The 17,801-nt window shown below is 48.4% G+C and carries 16 protein-coding genes; 10 read left to right on the top strand and 6 right to left on the bottom strand.

The genetic code is table 11. The annotated features are described in order from the left end of the window. Positions 1–102: 102 nt before the first annotated feature. From gldA to GA0116948_RS15845, 7 genes are all read left to right on the top strand, one after another. A complete protein-coding gene (gldA, locus tag GA0116948_RS15875; RefSeq protein ID WP_089713990.1) occupies positions 103–1,011 on the top strand; it encodes a gliding motility-associated ABC transporter ATP-binding subunit GldA in 909 nt (302 codons plus the stop codon). A gap of 110 nt (positions 1,012–1,121) precedes the next feature. Then, positions 1,122–2,411 carry a phosphopyruvate hydratase gene (gene eno / locus GA0116948_RS15870; protein WP_089713989.1) on the top strand — a complete coding sequence of 430 codons (1,290 nt, stop codon included), beginning with the start codon at positions 1,122–1,124 and terminating at the stop codon, positions 2,409–2,411. Between the two features lie 95 nt (positions 2,412–2,506). Further along, complete coding sequence (locus tag GA0116948_RS15865; RefSeq protein WP_089713987.1) at positions 2,507–2,830, top strand: FtsB family cell division protein; 324 nt, start codon at positions 2,507–2,509, stop codon at positions 2,828–2,830. Positions 2,831–2,953: 123 nt separating this feature from the next. Further along, positions 2,954–3,175 carry a hypothetical protein gene (locus tag GA0116948_RS15860; protein ID WP_089713985.1) on the top strand — a complete coding sequence of 74 codons (222 nt, stop codon included), beginning with the start codon at positions 2,954–2,956 and terminating at the stop codon, positions 3,173–3,175. After that, positions 3,175–3,870 (top strand): endonuclease III, encoded by a 696-nt coding sequence (gene nth / locus GA0116948_RS15855; RefSeq protein WP_089713983.1) that lies wholly within the window; start codon positions 3,175–3,177, stop codon positions 3,868–3,870. Before GA0116948_RS15860 ends, nth begins: the two co-directional genes overlap by 1 nt. Before the next feature lie 73 nt (positions 3,871–3,943). Further along, a complete protein-coding gene (locus GA0116948_RS15850; protein ID WP_089713982.1) occupies positions 3,944–5,185 on the top strand; it encodes a nucleoside permease in 1,242 nt (413 codons plus the stop codon). 148 nt (positions 5,186–5,333) lie between these two features. After that, entirely contained in the window at positions 5,334–6,524 is a 1,191-nt protein-coding gene (locus tag GA0116948_RS15845) for a Gfo/Idh/MocA family protein (RefSeq protein ID WP_240619224.1), read from the top strand. Positions 6,525–6,598: 74 nt separating this feature from the next. Here the strand turns inward: GA0116948_RS15845 and GA0116948_RS15840 are convergent, their stop codons facing one another. Both GA0116948_RS15840 and GA0116948_RS15835 read right to left on the bottom strand, forming a co-directional pair. Then, on the bottom strand, positions 6,599–7,168 hold the full coding sequence (locus GA0116948_RS15840) for a DUF6134 family protein (RefSeq protein WP_123891833.1): 570 nt from the start codon (positions 7,166–7,168) through the stop codon (positions 6,599–6,601). A 147-nt stretch (positions 7,169–7,315) separates the two neighbouring features. After that, positions 7,316–9,172: a 2-oxoacid:acceptor oxidoreductase subunit alpha gene (locus GA0116948_RS15835; RefSeq protein ID WP_089713978.1), complete on the bottom strand. Its 1,857-nt coding sequence runs from the start codon at positions 9,170–9,172 to the stop codon at positions 7,316–7,318. A 444-nt stretch (positions 9,173–9,616) separates the two neighbouring features. On the opposite strand from GA0116948_RS15835, the gene GA0116948_RS15830 reads away from it, so the two are divergent. Continuing rightward, a complete protein-coding gene (locus tag GA0116948_RS15830) occupies positions 9,617–9,928 on the top strand; it encodes a carboxypeptidase-like regulatory domain-containing protein (protein ID WP_089713976.1) in 312 nt (103 codons plus the stop codon). Between the two features lie 204 nt (positions 9,929–10,132). Here the strand turns inward: GA0116948_RS15830 and GA0116948_RS21620 are convergent, their stop codons facing one another. After that, the gene (locus GA0116948_RS21620; protein WP_240619225.1) at positions 10,133–11,578 is read right to left on the bottom strand and encodes a 2'-5' RNA ligase family protein; all 1,446 of its coding nucleotides are present in this window, start codon (positions 11,576–11,578) and stop codon (positions 10,133–10,135) included. Positions 11,579–11,587: 9 nt separating this feature from the next. Then, entirely contained in the window at positions 11,588–12,853 is a 1,266-nt protein-coding gene (gene kynU / locus GA0116948_RS15820) for a kynureninase (RefSeq protein WP_089713974.1), read from the bottom strand. 885 nt (positions 12,854–13,738) lie between these two features. Between kynU and GA0116948_RS15815 the strand changes: the two genes are divergently transcribed. Continuing rightward, on the top strand, positions 13,739–14,410 hold the full coding sequence (locus GA0116948_RS15815; protein ID WP_089713972.1) for a DUF502 domain-containing protein: 672 nt from the start codon (positions 13,739–13,741) through the stop codon (positions 14,408–14,410). 41 nt (positions 14,411–14,451) lie between these two features. Here GA0116948_RS15815 and GA0116948_RS15810 read toward each other — a convergent pair whose 3' ends face one another. Then, positions 14,452–15,462, bottom strand: coding sequence for a GlxA family transcriptional regulator (locus GA0116948_RS15810; protein ID WP_089713970.1), 1,011 nt, complete (start codon positions 15,460–15,462; stop codon positions 14,452–14,454). A 10-nt stretch (positions 15,463–15,472) separates the two neighbouring features. Then, a complete protein-coding gene (gene gap / locus GA0116948_RS15805) occupies positions 15,473–16,447 on the bottom strand; it encodes a type I glyceraldehyde-3-phosphate dehydrogenase (protein ID WP_089713968.1) in 975 nt (324 codons plus the stop codon). A 235-nt stretch (positions 16,448–16,682) separates the two neighbouring features. Between gap and GA0116948_RS15800 the strand changes: the two genes are divergently transcribed. After that, positions 16,683–17,621, top strand: coding sequence for a zinc dependent phospholipase C family protein (locus GA0116948_RS15800; protein ID WP_123891834.1), 939 nt, complete (start codon positions 16,683–16,685; stop codon positions 17,619–17,621). Positions 17,622–17,801 lie beyond the last annotated feature (180 nt).

The following is a 17,801-nucleotide window of genomic DNA, read 5'->3' as shown; positions in this document are numbered from 1 at the left end:
TTACTGAATCATAACAATGATACCAAACATTTTTTAAATGCACGTCCTTTCACATATATGCATTTTTTTTTCTACTTTGGTAGCCTTAAAATGTGAGACCACATGTCCATTGAAGTAGCGCAGCTCAGCAAGATATATGGTGAACAAAAAGCAGTGGACAACATTTCTTTCTCCCTGAAGAAAGGAGAGATCGTGGGATTCCTGGGACCTAATGGCGCGGGAAAATCCACCACGATGAAAATGATCACTGGCTACCTGCCACCCAGTAGCGGGCATGCGGCGGTGTGTGGCTTCGATGCGGTGAAAGAACCCATGGAAGTGCGGCGGCGCGTGGGGTATTTACCGGAATCCAACCCGCTATACTTCGACATGTACGTACGTGAATTCCTGCGTTTCATTGCCGGTGTACACCAACTGGGCGCAGCCAGCGAGGCCCGCGTGGAGGAAATGATACAAGTAACGGGCCTGGCGCCCGAAAGCAGTAAAAAGATTGGTGCCTTGTCCAAAGGGTATAAACAGCGCGTAGGCTTGGCCCAGGCACTGCTGCACAATCCGGAAGTACTCATCCTGGACGAACCCACCTCCGGGCTGGATCCCAACCAATTGGTAGAAATCCGCCAATTAATTAAATCGCTTGGAGCAGACAAGACCGTTATTCTTTCTACCCACATCATGCAGGAGGTGGAAGCCATGTGCAGCCGTGTGCTGATTATTAATAAGGGCAAACTGGTCATGGACAATCCCATCGCCATGCTCCACCAAACCCGCAATAGCAGCGGTTCTATACAAGTTACCTTCGCGGAAGACACCGCGCAAGAAGAACTGGAAAACCTACAAGGCGTTTCCCACGTACAACGGGCGGAAGGTAATACCTGGATCTTATTCAGTGACGACGTGGAAAGCGTACGGAAAAACCTGCTACAATTTGCTTTGATAAATAACCGGAACATCCTTTCTTTGCAAAGCAATTCGCAAAGCCTGGAAAATATTTTCCGGGAACTAACAAAGTAAGATCCAGTGTAGGATAGCGGAACATAAGGAACATGCAAAGCCGTTGTTCCAACAACTATTTAATCACTGATTTTTCTTTAACCATATTAAAACATTTCAATTCTTAAAAAATGAGCATCATTTCAGCAATTCACGCCAGACAAATCCTCGACAGCCGTGGCAATCCCACCGTAGAAGTAGATGTAACCACAGAAGACGGTCATTTTGGCCGCGCCGCTGTGCCATCTGGCGCTTCTACCGGTAAGCACGAAGCAGTAGAACTGAGAGACAACGACAAGAGTGTATACATGGGCAAAGGCGTATTGCAGGCGGTAGCTAATGTAAATGATATCATCGCGGAAGAACTGATCGGATGGGACGTGAGCGACCAGTCGGGTATTGATAAAGCGCTGATTGAACTGGACGGCACCCCTAATAAAGCCAAGTTGGGCGCTAACGCCATGCTGGCCGTTTCCATGGCCGTGGCAAAAGCTGCTGCCGATGAAGTAGGCCTGCCCCTGTACCGCTACCTGGGTGGTGTAAACGCCTCTACCCTGCCGGTACCCATGATGAACATCATTAACGGTGGCGTACACGCCGATAACAAAATCGATTACCAGGAATTTATGATCGTACCCATCGGTGCCTCCTCTTTCTCAGAAGGCCTGCGCTGGGGCGTGGAAATTTTCCACCACCTGAAAACTGTGCTGAAAAAGAAAGGCTATAGCACCAACGTAGGTGACGAAGGCGGTTTCGCCCCCGAAATTCAAAGTAACGAAGAAGCCATCGAAACTGTACTGGCCGCTATCGAAGCAGCCGGTTACAAAGCAGGCTCCCAGATCGGTATTGCCCTGGACGCCGCCAGCAGCGAGATGTATAACGACGCCGACAAAACATACAAATTCTACAAATCTTCCGGCAAAGTGCTGACCAGCGATGAAATGGTAGCCTACTGGACAGAATGGGTAAACAAATATCCTATTATCTCCATTGAAGATGGTATGGCAGAAGACGACTGGGCAGGCTGGAAAAAACTGACCGAGACCATCGGCCATAAAGTACAATTGGTAGGCGACGATCTGTTCGTAACCAATGTAACCCGCCTCAAAGAAGGGATTGATAAGGGTATTGCCAATTCTATCCTGGTGAAAGTGAACCAGATTGGTACCGTAACGGAAACCATCAACGCGGTAAACATGGCCCATAAAGCCGGCTATACCTCCGTAATGAGCCACCGTAGCGGCGAAACAGAAGATACCACCATCTCCGACCTGGCAGTGGCCCTGAACTGCGGACAGATAAAGACCGGCTCTGCTTCCCGTACCGACCGTATCGCCAAGTACAACCAACTGATACGCATCGAAGAAGAATTGGGCGAAGTGGCCTATTATCCGGGAAATACTATTAAATTTGGCAAGTAAGTCAATGACCATTTCTGCTGGTTAAGCAGCAGGTAAACATACCGCCGGGTACTGACTTCCGAGTTAGTGCCCGGCGTTTTTTAAAGCTGTTTTTTATGGAAGAACAAGCCACCGCCACGCCATCACCCAAGTTTAAACTACCGCCCTACCTGCGTAATAAATACCTGCTTACCACTGTGGCGTTTGTGCTGTGGGTAGCCTTCTTCGACGAGCAAAACCTGCTGAACAGTTTCCACTTAAGCCAGGAATTAAGCAAACGCGAATCGCAAAAGACATTTTATATCAAAGAAATTGAGCAAACTAAGAAAGATGGCCAGGAATTGTTAGGCAGCCCAGCCGCCCTGGAGAAGTTTGCCCGGGAGAAATACCACTTTAAAAAGGACAACGAAGACCTTTTTATCGTGAACGAAAAGCAGTAAGGGATGTCCGGCCTTTCAAAATGGGCACATCCTGTGCATAATTTTTGAAAAGGTATAACAATACACTTCTTACATTGACCGTTATAAGAGCGTATATCCAAGATCACCTATAAACTATAATGCATGGATAATTCTACACCTCTTTCTGTTAACAATTCCTCAGCTGTAACTGGTAGCCAACAAAAACACACCACCCTCGTCTCTGCCGAACTCATTCTACCCGCTACAGAACAAGCGCATTTATCTGAAACATACGCCGCGCTGGACACGCTGCGCACCGCTCCCAGGGCTGCTGCGCTGAAAGCCATTTTTGCCTATGGCGGCAAAGAGAAAGTGGCGCAGTAATGACGAAAAAAGAGCGCTTCGACTTCGTGATCAGTTGGTTTGAACAACATGTTCCCGAAGCAGAAACCGAATTATTGTACGACAATCCCTACGAGCTGCTCGTGGCCGTCATCTTATCTGCCCAGTGTACGGATAAGCGCGTGAATATGACCACCCCGGCCATTTTCCGCCGCTACCCTACCGTAGAAAAACTGAGCAAAGCTAGCTTCGACGACCTGTTTCCGCTGATCCGCAGCATCAGTTACCCGAACAATAAGACTAAACACCTGATTGGCATGGCCGAAAAAGTGGTGCAAGACTTTCATGGAGAAATACCACACACCGTGGCGGAACTTATGACCTTGCCAGGCGTGGGCCGCAAAACGGCCAATGTGATCACCTCCGTGGTAGACAAGCAACCTAATATGGCCGTAGATACCCATGTGTTCCGGGTATCGGCCCGCATTGGCCTTACCACCCATGCCAAAACACCCCTGCAAACGGAACTGCAACTACTTAAATATATCCCGGAAGAAAAGGTACATATTGCCCATCACTGGATTATCCTGCATGGCCGCTATATCTGCGTGGCACGCAGTCCTAAATGTGGTGAATGCGGCTTAACGCCCGCCTGCAAGTATTACAACACCGTCGTAAAAAAAGAAGTAGCAAAGACATCCCTCAGGGCCTTGCCCCACCAGTCAACTAAAAAATGATGGGTGCTTTCTACATTTTTATTATCTTAACCAACGTTTTATTTACCTGTTTTAAAAGCCATACTTGCACGTTATGAAAGCTGCTACCCGACTTCAGTTGATGCTGATGATGTTTCTGGAATTTTTTATCTGGGGTGCCTGGTTCGTTACACTGGGAACCTTTGTTTTACACAATTTGCAGCATACCAATGATGGACATGTAGGGCAGGCATTCCTCTCCCAATCATTTGGCGCTATCATCGCCCCCTTTATCATAGGCCTCATTGCTGACCGGTATATAGCCGCTCAAATTATCCTGGGCATCCTCCACCTGCTGGGCGCAGCCCTGCTATGGTATGGCTCCACGCTCACAGACTTTACCGCGTTTTACCCGCTCATCATTCTTTACATGATCCTGTACATGCCCACATTGGCACTGGTAAACACGGTGTCTTTCCGGCAGATGAAAAATCCCAGCAAAGAATTCCCCCCCATCCGTACCCTGGGTACCCTAGGCTGGATCGTGGCAGGACTTACCATTGGATACCTGGCCTGGGAACAGAACGGAAAATTGGACCTTACTTTTAAAATGGCCGCTATTGCTTCGGTGCTGCTGGGCCTCCTTAGCTTTACCCTCCCTCATACACCTCCTACCCGCAAAAACCAGAAAATAACCTTCGGCGAAATCATTGGCCTGGATGCCTTGCGTTTGCTGAAGAATAAGTCTTACCTTATTTTCTTCCTCGCTTCTATTGCTATCTGTGTGCCCTTATCATTTTACTACAACTTCACCAACCCTTTCCTGAACGAGATCGGCATGAAGGCCGCCGCCGGTAAAATGGCCCTGGGACAAGGTTCTGAACTTATCTTTATGGTGATTATGCCCTTGCTGTTTGTAAGGCTGGGCGTGAAAAAAATGCTGGCCGTAGCCATGCTAGCCTGGGTGCTGCGCTATGTATTCTTCGCCTATGGAAACGTGGATGCAGGCTACTGGATGCTCATCGGGGGCATAGTGTTGCATGGGGTATGTTATGATTTCTTCTTCGTAACAGGACAGATCTATACAGACAACCTGGCCGGGCCTCAGTTTAAAAGCGCTGCCCAGGGCATGATTACACTGGCCACTTACGGCGTGGGCATGCTCATTGGCTCTTATATTTCCGGTCCTATTGTAAACAGTTACAAAACCGGTGAAACTAGCCATAACTGGACATCCGTATGGCTTATTCCGGCAGGCATTGCCTTAGTAGTACTGGTGCTTTTCGTATTATTATTCAAAGACCGGAACTTCATTCAGCAGGAAGATGACGAAGCTGTGGATTCGATTGGTGCATAGCACGATTAATTTTTAATGTGCTCCCCATAAATAGCGGGCATTAATCGTAATTATTTGTTGTTTGTTCCTGTCAAACAATCGATCATTGCTATTAATGCCCACCTTGTTTTTTATAAACGCACTACGTTGTTATTAAAACTTATTGATCATGAAAATTGCCATGCTAGGCTCGGGTTTCATCGGACGTTTTTATGCGGATGCGCTATTAGGTCAAAGAAGTAAAGACCAGATCACCAGTATTTATTCCCGCCGTGAAGAAAGTGCGCGCAAGTTTGCAGAAGATTATGCCGTTCCCCACTTCACCACGGATATGCTGGCGGCTATTCAACACCCCGAAGTAGAGGTGGTGTGCATTTCCCTGCCCAACAACCTGCACGAAGCCGCCGTGCTAGCCTGCTGCGCAGCAAAGAAAGCGGTAATCTGCACCAAACCCTTGGGCCGCAATGCCACTGAAGCCAAACGAATGCTGGAAGCGGTGGAACAAGCTGGTATTTTTCATGGATACCTGGAAGACCTGGTGTACACCCCCAAGTTCAACAAAGCCTTACTTAGTGTACAAAACGGGGCACTGGGACGTATTCTCTGGGCCAAGTCGCGCGAAACACACCCTGGCCCGCACAGCGAATGGTTTTGGGATAAGGAGCAGGCAGGCGGCGGCTGCATGCTGGACCTGGGCTGCCATTGCGTGGAAATAGCCCGCAGTTTCATCGGTAAAGACATTCGCCCAGTGGAGGTGATGTGTTGGGCCGATACCCAGGTGAAACCTATTGACGCCGAAGACCACGCCATTGCCCTGGTAAAGTATGAGAATGGCGCCATCGGCCAGTTTGAAGTGAGCTGGACCTTCCGTGGTGGTATGGACCTGCGCGATGAAGTAATGGGTACGGAAGGCACCATCTGGATCAATAATTTTTTGCGCACAGGCTTCGAAATGTTTACCACCGGCAAGGGTGCCGATTATGTGGCCGAAAAAGCGGAGAGCAACAGTGGCTGGCTGTTTCCCGTAGGCGATGAGATCAACGATCTTGGCTATAATCATATGTTCACCGATATGTTCCACTCTATTGAAAGCCAACAGCCGCCCCGCGAATCATTTTACGATGGTTATGTGGTAAACGCCATTCTGGACGCAGCCTACAAATCTGCCGCCACCAAGCAATGGGAGCCGGTGCAACTGGACATCTGGCGCGGCCAGACCGGCGTTACAAGTGGCAAAGCACTCACTGACTACGACGCCCAATATTACTTGATCAAAGAAGAAATTACGCACTTTGGCGCCCGGAAACTCATTCTAAAAGATAAACAAACGGGCCAGATCATCGAAAAGACGATTAACTAACGGTTAGGCATAAACGAAAAATAGCATCCGGCCTTCTTCAGGCCGGGTGCTATTTTTTTATGTAATCTTATGTTTTAAGAAACTAAACGAATGTAGGCTTTGCCAAAAGTGTGATTGATCTCTACTTCCACCAGTTTACCCTTTTCATAGCGGTACACATTGCGCTTGCCATCGGGAAGGGTAAGCTCATAACGGCTTTCGCCCAGGGCTTTCAATGCCAATATCTGTCCTTGTGCTTCCGAAAAAATGGAAGTAATGTGCGCAGGCTCCGTAAAATATAATTCACTTACGCAATGCAGCACAGCAGCTTCCGGCAACACAGATTTCTCATTATCATGACTGATGTTGTACGAATTGCCAGTGTGCTGGGTAAGGGTAATTTCGTCCGTGCCGGATTTGTTGCGCACATTGCGGGCATGATCCAGTATATTGTCGGTAAACTGTACTTCTAGATTGGTAGTGATACTGCCAAGAATACGGAACTCACTTTTGATAACGATCTTACGGTTGCTGCCTTGCTGCACTTGCTTGGCATTGACAAAGCCCACCGCATGATTGGCAAAAACAATTTGGTATTGCTGTGTTTGGGCATCGGCGTGCTTTACAATGAAGAAGGCACAAATTAATATCAACAGGTATTTCATAGTAACGCTACGTTCTGGTCCTATTTTTCTAAATATACAAAAAAATACCCGCAGCATGGTGGCTATTCCGTGTGAGGAGATAAAAGCACAAAAGCCGCTAGTACAGCGCATTGCGCTAGTGTACTAACGGCAAAAAGTAACCTTTTCTTACTTGTCAGCCAATAATTCTTTAATGCGTATCACGAGCTCGCTCTTAGTGATGGGTACGCCCATGATCTTGTTATAACCAATAGCGTCTATCAAAAATTGATCACGGATGATTTTGATAAGCTGGCCATTATTGATTTCCGGGATCAGCACCTTATCATAACTGTGCAAGATCTCCGCGAGGTTTTTCGGGAAAGGACGCAGGTGGCGCAGATGAGCGTGGGCCACAGAATACCCTTCTTCCAGCAGTTCCAGCACGGCACTTTTTATGGAGCCATAGGTAGAACCCCAGCCCAGTACCAGCACTTTACCCTTTTCCGGACCCAGTTCAATTTTCTGGTGTGGTATGAAATCGGCAATACGGTCTACCTTCTCCTGGCGAATCTTCACCATTACCTGGTGATTTTCCGGGTCGTAGCTTACGTTGCCGGTAATGTTTTGCTTTTCCAGACCACCTATACGGTGTTCCAGGCCAGGGGTACCCGGTACCGCCCAAGGGCGAACCAGCTTTTCATCGCGCTGGTATGGATAGAAATGCTCTTCTCCTTCTTCCAACTGGGTTTTGAACTTCACCTGGATTTTCGGCAGGCTGGCGGCTTTCGGAAAGCGCCAAGGCTCTGCACCATTGGCAATGTAGCCGTCGCTGAGGAAAATCACCGGTGTCATATGCTGCACCGCAATACGGTAGGCTTCAAACACCGCCTCAAAACAGTCGGAAGGCGTACTGGCGGAAATCACCGGCATGGGGCATTCCCCATTGCGACCATAGTAGGCCTGCAACAGATCGGATTGTTCGGTTTTGGTGGGCAGCCCCGTGGAAGGACCGCCGCGCTGCACGTCTATAATGAGTAAAGGAATTTCCAACATTACGGCCAGGCCCATAGCCTCGCCTTTCAACGCCATACCCGGGCCGGAAGTAGTGGTAATACCCATATGACCGCCATAAGAAGCGCCAATAGCGGAGGAAATGCCCGCAATCTCGTCTTCTGCCTGGAAGGTTTTAATGCCAAAATTTTTATACCGGCTCAGGTCGTGCAGGATGTCCGATGCCGGCGTAATGGGGTAGGTACCCAGAAACAAGGGCAGACCGGATTGCTGGCTAGCGGCAATGAGACCATAAGCCAGGGCGGTATTTCCGGTAATACTGCGGTAGGTACCCGGTTCCATGCGTGCCTTTTCTACGTGAAAACGAGTAGAAAAAGCCTCCACGGTATCTCCGTAATTATAACCTGCTTTCAGCACCTTCACGTTACTGTCAAGAATATCGGGTTTCTTCCCAAATTTATCGGTGAGGAAGGCCTCTGTATTGGCCATATCGCGGTCGTACAGCCAGTACAGGAAACCCAGTACAAACATGTTCTTGGCGCGATCTTTCTCCTTCATTCCCAGGGGGCTATCTTTCAGCGCTTCGCGGGTCATCTTGGTGATATCCATGGTGTGCAACTGGTAAGGAGCTAATGAACCATCTTCCAGCGGGTTAATTCCTTCCGGGTAATTGGCCAGGCGAAGGTTTTTGGAATCAAAACCATCCGTATTAGCGATGATGATCCCGCCTTTTTTCAAACCCTTCAAATTGGCTTTGAGCGCGGCAGCATTCATGGCCACCAGCACATCGCAGGCATCGCCCGGCGTAAAAATGCGGTTGGAGGAAAAGTGTAGTTGAAATCCACTTACCCCGGGCAGGGTGCCTATCGGAGCCCGTATTTCTGCCGGGAAGTCCGGGAAGGTACTAAGGTCGTTGCCAATTAAGGCCGTATTATTGGAAAACTGGGTACCGGTAAGTTGCATCCCGTCGCCACTATCCCCGGCGAACTTAATCACCACATCTTCAATCTGTTGAATCGGAGTATCGGACATTACTGTAATTTGAGCTGGTAAAGTTAGCAATTCGGCGGCTAGTATCGGAAAATCTCCGCAAAAAACAACCATTGCAAAAGTACACAATAATAGTAGACTGTTTCTTAGGTAATGGTAGAGGACTTGCCACTTACTAATATGCCAACGCTTGCCCTAAAGCGTGATTGCTGGCCTTTCTACAGCACTATGGGCATTACCAAAAGTTATGGAGCATTCTAATTAGTGATAACGTTTGTGCTTTTGTAATGCGGTAATGGTTACAAAGATTTAACCTAAAATGGCATACCCCTGTGGCATGGTGTTTGCAAAATTATTTTTAAAAGCTGCCACTACTGCTGGATTTGCGGGGATGAATTTTATTTGTACTGTAAGCTATGCCACCATATTCTTAAAGTAGTGTTAAAACAATGAAATCATACACCAATTCATTTAAATAAATCGTTTATGAAACATATACGCTTGGCCATGCTAATGGCATTGCTCGCTGGAATATTATATTCTTTTCATACTGCCAGCGGTTCAATTAGTGGCAAAATCTTACCGCCAGATGGAGCTTCAGAAGTGTGGGCCTTTGCCGGCAGCGACACCTTGAAAACTGCGGTATCTAATGGGGTGTTAAGTTTTGAAAATGTAACAGCCGGCACCTATACCATCATCGTTAATGCTAAAAGTCCATATAAGGATGCTACGATCCAGAATGTGAAAGTAGAAGACGATAAGGTCACGAATCTTGGAGATATAAAACTAGACCAGTAATACATCTTTATCAACACAATAGTTGGTTTTCATAGGGGTTAATCAAAAAGCCGGTTCCATACATCTGTATGGCCGGCTTCATTTTTTAGGTGAATATATTTCGTGTATCCCTTGTAGTTAGTTTTTATAAGCCTTCATGTAATAAACAACAACGCCCTGCAAAATTTTTGCAGGGCGTTGTTGTTTTTATTTTTACGCGGGTGATCAAACACCGCCCAGTTTGCATTTCTGCAGCACTTCCCAGGACTTGCCGTTGTGGCGCAGGAAGTACAAGTTATTCACCTTAAAGCTGGCTTTGTACTCTTTGTGTTCGTACTCTGGCCATGCCTTGTCGAATTGCTCGTCTAACAGGTCTTTAAATGCTACGGTAACGTGCGGCGTAAATCCGGTACGTGCCAGCATAGTAGAGAACCCGAATTCTTTACGCAAGAAGTTGATCAGCAGACGGTGCATAGCAGACATCGTTTCACTCTTCTCTACATTGATAAACAATACGCGGTTTTGTTTATTGGGGAAGGTGCCGAAACCGTTCAGGCTTACTTCAAAAGGGGCCTGGGTTTTGGCGAATTCCGTCAATTCATCGCAGAATGCTTTTTCCAGTGCCGGGTCTGCGGTGAAAGGTACCTGCAACGTAATATGTGGCAGTACTTTCAAGGCGTAAACGGGGCCAAATTTTTCGGCGAAGTCTTGTTTTATTTTGATAATCTCCTTACCTACTTCTGCAGTGGGCAGCAGGGCAATAAAGTAGATCTTGTTATCAGGTTTTGGAGTAAAACGTTGTGGCCGTCCACCAGCACCGGGGCGTCCACCCGGGCGTCCGGCACCAAAGCCTCCGCCACCGCGATTGTAGCCGCCGCCACCGCCTCCGCGATTGAAACCGCCGCCGCCGCCATAGCCGCCACCACCGCCACGGTTGTAGCCACCACCGCCACCGCGATCATAGCCACCACCGCCACCGCGATTGTAGCCACCACCGCCACCGCGATCATAGCCACCGCCGCCACCGCCACGGTTGTAGCCACCGCCACCACCGCCGCGATCATATCCACCGCCGCCGCCACGATTGTAGCCACCACCTTCGCGGTTGCCATAACCACCACCACCTTCACGGTTGCCATAACCACCACCACCTTCGCGGTTGCCGTAGCCACCACCGCCTTCACGGTTGCCGTAGCCACCACCGCCTTCGCGGTTGCCGTAACCACCGCCTTCGCGGTTGCCGTAGCCACCACCGCCTTCGCGGTTGCCGTAGCCACCACCGCCTTCGCGGTTGCCGTAGCCACCACCGCCTTCGCGGTTGCCGTAACCACCGCCACCTTCGCGGTTGCCATAGCCGCCGCCACGATTACCGTAGCCGCCACCATAACCACCACCGCCTTCGCGGTTGCCAAAGTTTTCGCGGTTGCCGAAGTTATCGCCTCCCTCTCGGTTGCCATAACCTCCACCACCTTCGCGGTTGTAATTAGGCCTGCTGTATGGCCTGCTTTCTGGATTAAATGGACGACTGTTAGTGTCATCTTTGTCGCTGTTGAACTCGCGATTCTCCCTGTTGTAGCCACCTGGTTTCTCTGAATTGGAATTAGGATCAGATTCTTTGTTGGTGTCCGGATTGTAAGGTTTGCGGGGGCGTTCGTTTCTCTCAAAATTCATCTTACTAAATTAAAACGTTTGAATATTAGAGATGATTTCATAAACATGAAATACATCCTGGTATGTGTTATAAATTGGCGCCGGTGCAAGCCGGATAACGCCGGGTTCTCTAAAATCTGCGATGATACCTGCTTTTGTGAGTTGCTGGTGAATGGCTTTGCCTTGGTTTCCGAAGAACAAAGATAGCTGCGCACCGCGTTCTGCACAATTTTTAGGTGTTAAAATTTCAAATGGTATACCCTTCAGTTGTTGAAGTAAATATTCCAGGTAACCGGTTAGGTGTAAACTTTTGGCACTCAATGCGGTAATAGTAGTTGCTCCAAATAACTGCAGGGAGGTTTTAAGCCCTACCATGTTAAATACCTGGGCCGTACTTAATTGCCAGCCTTCTGCCGATGCTTTGGGCACAAACCCTTTTTCCATGAGAAAACGGGTGCTTTCATCGTTTCCCCACCACCCTCCAGCCCTTGGATAGTCCAGTTTAGCGGCATGTTGCGCATGAATAAATGCGCCACCTACAGCCCCGGGTCCACCGTTGAGGTACTTATAAGAACACCACACCGCGAAGTCTACCTTCCAGTCGTGCAACTGTAAAGGTACATTGCCCACCGCGTGTGCCAGGTCGAAACCTGCAAAAGCGCCTGCCTTGTGTGTGGCGTCGGTTAAGGCTTTGATATCAAAAAGCTGCCCGGTGTAATAATTAATGCCGCCAAATAATAATAAGGCTAAGCTATCACTTTGTTCACTTATAGTCTGTAATATATCTTCTAAACGGATTAAATGTTCTCCCGGACGGGGCGCCACTTCTATGATAGCGTCTGCCGGATCATATCCGTATAATTTAACCTGTGTCTCTACGGCGTATTGATCGCTGGGAAAAGCGCCCGCCTCCATAATAATTTTATATCGCTGACCGGCTGGCCGGTAAAAACTCAGCATGAGCAAATGCAGATTCGTGGTCAGGGTATTCATGATAGATACTTCCTGCTCCTGCGCACCTATCAGCGGGGCCATAGGATTACGGCAAAACTGCTGGTAATACAACCAGGGATTTTCTGCCCTCCAATATCCTTCCACTGCATGCGTTTGCCAATCATCTAATTCCTGCTGTATGGCAGCTTTCAATGCCTTAGGTTGAAGCCCGAGTGAATTGCCACAAAGGTAAATAGCGTCTTTCCCGTTATGTTGAGGAAAATGAAATTGCTCTCTGAATATATTAAGTGAATCTTGCTGATCCTGGCTTACTGCATAGGATAAAGATGCTTGGTACGTCATCGTTACTTTCTTTCTGATCTTGCGCTATTGAACGGTTCCGGGCTTACCAGGTGGAAATTAAATAGTCACTTTTACTGCGATTGCATCCTCTAAATCGGCACAAATCCCAGGCCATAACCGCCTACCGGTTCATGGGCCATTCATTAATTTGGCCAGATTACGGCTTTTCTTGTTATAATTAGGAATGAAATAATACTGGTTTACCTCTCAAAATTTACCGATGTCTTTGTAGGATTTCAATGGTAATCTACACATTGTGTACGGCCTACCCCGTGGATAGCTTAATTTACTGGTTGTTTTTGGGACATTACATCTATTTCTCAAAGTGTGCAGTACAGACCGCTTTTCGGTTTTCCTATTACTAATTTTAATTAGTTGGTGCAGGCTAAGTATGCCAAATGTTATATCTCAATCTTTCAATAAGGATTCAAAAATAGGAAAGCCTTTTCAAATATAACAATGTTCTTTTGTTAAAGTTTGGTAAATGACCTTAAAATCCATAAATCTATTAAAAAAAGACACTTTTTCACCAAGATGAGCTGTTTTTGCCTGCTTTCATCCTGCTTTCAGACTTATTTATGTCTTGATCCCGGTATAACACCTCACTGGAAGCGGCCGGGCAGTATGCCTTCATTTACCCGCTTGTCCTAACATAACATTTTAAAGAACATATAAATAAGCAGGAATACTTTTCAAAAGTTTCGGCATTATTTTCCGGGAAGGCGGAGGCAACGGCAGGTGAAAACCTTATTTTTGAAGGGTTGTGGATACACGATTTACTCCACAACTATTTCTGCAGGTACTTTTGGAGCTCACCGTTATGCTAATATCTACTTATTTACGGGCCTGCAACACGCTATTTTAACACTGGGATACTCATTTCTTATGGCAAAGTTCAACTTCAATACTTTTACGTCGCGCCTGCTCCGCTACTTCTTCCAGGGCCTGCTCATCCTTGCACCGGTGGGCATTACCGCCTTTGCGATTTATTGGGGGTTTCAGACTATCGACAACCTCCTACCCTTAAATCTGCTGTCGGAACATACGCCACTTTACTTTCTGCGTTATAAAGGCGTAGGGTTTGTACTGGTATTGTTTATTATCGTATTGGTAGGTTACCTCAGTTCCTCCTTCATCCTGGGCCGGCTCTTCGACATCTTCGACCATGCGCTGGAACATATCCCCTTCGTAAAATATATTTACAGTTCTATTAAGGATGTTTTTGACGCCTTTGTGGGAGAGAAGAAAAAGTTTGACCACCCCGTACTGGCCCGTATTTATGGCGAGGATGTATGGGAAATAGGCTTTATTACCCAACAGGATATGGCGCACTTTGGGCTTACAGATCATATGGCAGTGTACTGCCCTCAATCTTATGCCATAGCGGGAAAGGTGTACCTGGTACCAAAACATAAGGTGAGGATCCTGGAAAATATAACGGCTGCGGAAGCCATGAAATTTGTAGTATCCGGGGGAGTTACCGGCAGTGTACACGCGCATATTATGGTGCCGGAAGATCCTGTAGCCGCTCCTGCCGGGACCAATACACCCGGATAAATATATCCTGCATGGCCGGGAGCAACGCCTGCCACCGGGGGTTATGCCACTTCTTCCGGGAGGGCTGTTCTGAAAGCCGTCCGGTAATAGCTGGGGGAAATGCGTAAATGCCGTAAAAAGGTGCGGCGCATAGATACCTGGCCCCCCAGGCCACATCTTTCTGCGATCTGTTCCATACTCAGGTCGGTATGTTCCAGGTATTGCCTGGCCACCTCCACCCTCAATTTTTCCAAGTATTTGGCGGGCGTCATGTGTTTTTCTTTCCCGAACACCCGCGCAAAATTACGCGGACTCATACTGGCCTGTGCGGCCATGTCTTCTACTTTAATATCTTGCTGAACATTTTTGATCAGCCAGGGGTGAATACGCGCTACCAGCGGGCTTTCCAGGTCGTACGAAGGAAGCAGGCTGCTAAATTGCACCTGGCCACCGGGCCGTTTTAAATGCAATACCAGCCGGCGTGCCACCTGCAGGGCCACCTCGCGGCCCAAGTCTTCCTCCACCAGCGCTATGGCCAGGTCCATCCCGGAGGTAACCCCACCGGAAGTATAAATATTACCATCTTTTACAAAAAATGGCGAGCTGTCTACCTTTACCTGCGGAAAATCCAGCGCCAGCCGTTCACAAGACTGCCAGTGTGTGGTAGCATGCCGGTTATTGAGGAGCCCCGCCCTGGCCAGCGCAAAGGCGCCCGAACATACAGAACCCATGCGCCGGATGGATGGATAATGCGCCTCCAGCCATTCAAAAAAGCCGGCACTTAACTGGTGCACCGCTGCTAAAGAAAAACCGCCAATCAGCAGGGTGTCTATAGGAAAATCTATATCCATCAGGTTGATGTGACAAGTTACGGCAATGCCTGAGGCGGTCATCACTTGCAGGTGGCCGGTGGCGGAAGCCAGCAGCAGCTCGTAAACCTCCTGATCCGGATGCTGTATGTTAGCGGCCGTTGCAAATACGTCGCTGGGCCCTGCAATGTCCAGCAGACGAGTGTTGGGCATGGCCAGCAGTACAATGGTCTTCTTCTTTACGGAGGACTTTTCAGTATGCATATGGTCAAAATTACAACAGGCCTACCAACTCTGAAATACGGTTGGATATACCCACTTCGTTATCGTACCAGGCCACCACCTTCACGGTTTTCTGAATGCTGCGGGTGAGGGTGCCATCTACAATAGAAGAATGGGTATTGCCCAATATGTCCGAAGATACGAAGGGTGCCTCCGTGTATTCCAGGATACCTTTCAGTGGGCCATCTGCATACTTTTTAAAGAGAGCGTTAAGTGTTGCTATAGACACTTCCTGGGTAAGATTTACCGTGAGGTCTACGATAGAGCCATCTATGACCGGCACCCTGTAAGAATAACCATCCATTTTTCCTTTAAGGTTGGGCAATACCTCGCCAATGGCCTTGGCAGCGCCGGTGCTGGTAGGAATAATGGAATGCGTGGCAGCGCGCGCCCGGCGCAGATCTCGGTGGGGTGCGTCCTGTAAATGCTGATCGGCGGTAAAGGCGTGTACGGTACTCATAAAACCGCTTTCTATACCATATTCTTTATCCAGGATAAATAACACCGGTGCAATGCTGCCCGTGGTGCAGGAGGCCGTACTGTAAATATTGTCGCCCCCAATCAGTTCATTATTAACCCCATGCACAATGGTCTTAACCCCGCCACTAGCAGGTGCGGTGATCAGTACTTTTTTAGCCCCGGCATCGATATGCGCTTGCGCCTTGCTCCGGTCGGTAAAACGGCCGGTGGATTCGATCACTACATCTACGTCCAGTTCTTTCCAGGGCAGTTTGGAAGGGTCTTTCTCGCTGAGGAAGCAGGTTTCTTTCCCATTTACCATCAGGCTGTTTTCGCCAGCCACAATGGTACCAGGGAAGCGGCCATGGGCGCTATCGTAGGTGAGCAGGTGGGCGAGGGTAGGCGTATCGGTCAGGTCGTTCACGGCTACGATGTCTATATTTTTGTCTTGCAGGGCGCGGAAGGTCATGCGGCCTATCCTGCCGAAACCATTGATGGCAACTTTCATATTTTTTCTATTTGTATTTCGGTATAAAGTTAGCGGGTATGGCGGCTGGCTGCAATGACATAAAATATACAGATCCTGCCAAACAGTGGGAACCAACTGTCTTGCGTGCGCTTTAACCCAGGTATTTCCCAGGCGATGGGTAAACGATGAGCAGGCTCACGGTGCAAGGAAGCATGGCTTCACATAAACGATAAATTCGGCAAGCACCCTCTACCAGGTAGTTAATAACGCGTTAATGGTTGTTTATAACCAGTCAGACAAAGAGAAAATATTTAATTTGAATGGTATGTTACTCCCCCGCTATTTGTTAACAACGCTGTTAATGCTATTGATGCCGGCATCATCCCTGGCCTGGGGATTCTTCGCGCACCAGCGCATCAACCGCATGGCGGTATTTGCCCTGCCACCACAGATGCTGGTATTTTACAAACCCCATATTGATTACATAACCCGGCACGCCACCGATCCAGACCAGCGCCGTTATGCAATGGCCGGAGAGGCGCCCCGCCATTTCATTGATATTGATCATTACGGTCAGCCGCCTTACAGCAACCTGCCGCGTGCCTGGAAAGAAGCCATTGCTTGTTATACGCTGGATACACTGAATCAGTACGGTGTTCTGCCTTGGCACCTGGAGCAGATGATGTATGCACTCACCAACGCTTTTATAGCCCGCGACGGGCGGCGTATTTTAAAACTCTCGGCAGACATTGGCCACTACATGGGCGATGCCCACGTACCCCTGCATGCCAGTACAAATCACAACGGACAATTGAGCGGGCAGGAAGGCATTCATGCCTTGTGGGAATCCCGCATACCGGAACTGTTTGCGGATACGGAATTCAGTTACTGGATAGGCACTGCACAATACCTTACCTCACCCCGGCAATTCATTTGGGAGGCTGTGATTTCCAGCGGACAGGCCGCCGACTCGGTACTTTCGGCAGAACAACTCCTGCGACAGCAATATCCGGAAGCAGAGCGGTATGCATTTGGTTTTCGCAAAGGCAAACTTACGCGTGATTACGCTTACGCCTATACGAAACAGTTTCATCAACTACTGAGTGGCATGGTGGCACGCCGCATGCGGGCCTCCATGGCAGGTGTGGCCAGTATCTGGTATACGGCCTGGGTAAATGCGGGACAGCCGGATTTACGAGGATTAAGGGTATAATATCCCTAAGGCCACCATGGGTTTAGCGCATTAACACTAAAGTTTATTCATTTTATACGGGGCCAAAACATGCTGCTACAAATGCTTTCATAGCTACCGGACAACAACTAACAATTGTAAATAAATTTTCAATTATTAATGATAGCAATAGCATCGCTTTCATTTTGCCAACACATTAAC

Origin of the sequence: Chitinophaga costaii (assembly GCF_900094705.1) — a bacterium.
GTDB lineage: Bacteria > Bacteroidota > Bacteroidia > Chitinophagales > Chitinophagaceae > Chitinophaga > Chitinophaga costaii.
The sequence above is the reverse complement of the archived record's forward strand: the minus strand, read 5'-3'. Positions and strand labels throughout refer to the sequence as shown.

Coding starts and splice junctions, on each gene's coding strand:
- gldA (WP_089713990.1), top strand. CDS start 103: ATGTCCATTGAAGTAGCGCAGCTCAGCAAGATATATGGTGAACAAAAA.
- eno (WP_089713989.1), top strand. CDS start 1,122: ATGAGCATCATTTCAGCAATTCACGCCAGACAAATCCTCGACAGCCGT.
- GA0116948_RS15865 (WP_089713987.1), top strand. CDS start 2,507: ATGGAAGAACAAGCCACCGCCACGCCATCACCCAAGTTTAAACTACCG.
- GA0116948_RS15860 (WP_089713985.1), top strand. CDS start 2,954: ATGGATAATTCTACACCTCTTTCTGTTAACAATTCCTCAGCTGTAACT.
- nth (WP_089713983.1), top strand. CDS start 3,175: ATGACGAAAAAAGAGCGCTTCGACTTCGTGATCAGTTGGTTTGAACAA.
- GA0116948_RS15850 (WP_089713982.1), top strand. CDS start 3,944: ATGAAAGCTGCTACCCGACTTCAGTTGATGCTGATGATGTTTCTGGAA.
- GA0116948_RS15845 (WP_240619224.1), top strand. CDS start 5,334: ATGAAAATTGCCATGCTAGGCTCGGGTTTCATCGGACGTTTTTATGCG.
- GA0116948_RS15840 (WP_123891833.1), bottom strand. CDS start 7,168: ATGAAATACCTGTTGATATTAATTTGTGCCTTCTTCATTGTAAAGCAC.
- GA0116948_RS15835 (WP_089713978.1), bottom strand. CDS start 9,172: ATGTCCGATACTCCGATTCAACAGATTGAAGATGTGGTGATTAAGTTC.
- GA0116948_RS15830 (WP_089713976.1), top strand. CDS start 9,617: ATGAAACATATACGCTTGGCCATGCTAATGGCATTGCTCGCTGGAATA.
- GA0116948_RS21620 (WP_240619225.1), bottom strand. CDS start 11,578: ATGAATTTTGAGAGAAACGAACGCCCCCGCAAACCTTACAATCCGGAC.
- kynU (WP_089713974.1), bottom strand. CDS start 12,853: ATGACGTACCAAGCATCTTTATCCTATGCAGTAAGCCAGGATCAGCAA.
- GA0116948_RS15815 (WP_089713972.1), top strand. CDS start 13,739: ATGGCAAAGTTCAACTTCAATACTTTTACGTCGCGCCTGCTCCGCTAC.
- GA0116948_RS15810 (WP_089713970.1), bottom strand. CDS start 15,462: ATGCATACTGAAAAGTCCTCCGTAAAGAAGAAGACCATTGTACTGCTG.
- gap (WP_089713968.1), bottom strand. CDS start 16,447: ATGAAAGTTGCCATCAATGGTTTCGGCAGGATAGGCCGCATGACCTTC.
- GA0116948_RS15800 (WP_123891834.1), top strand. CDS start 16,683: ATGGTTGTTTATAACCAGTCAGACAAAGAGAAAATATTTAATTTGAAT.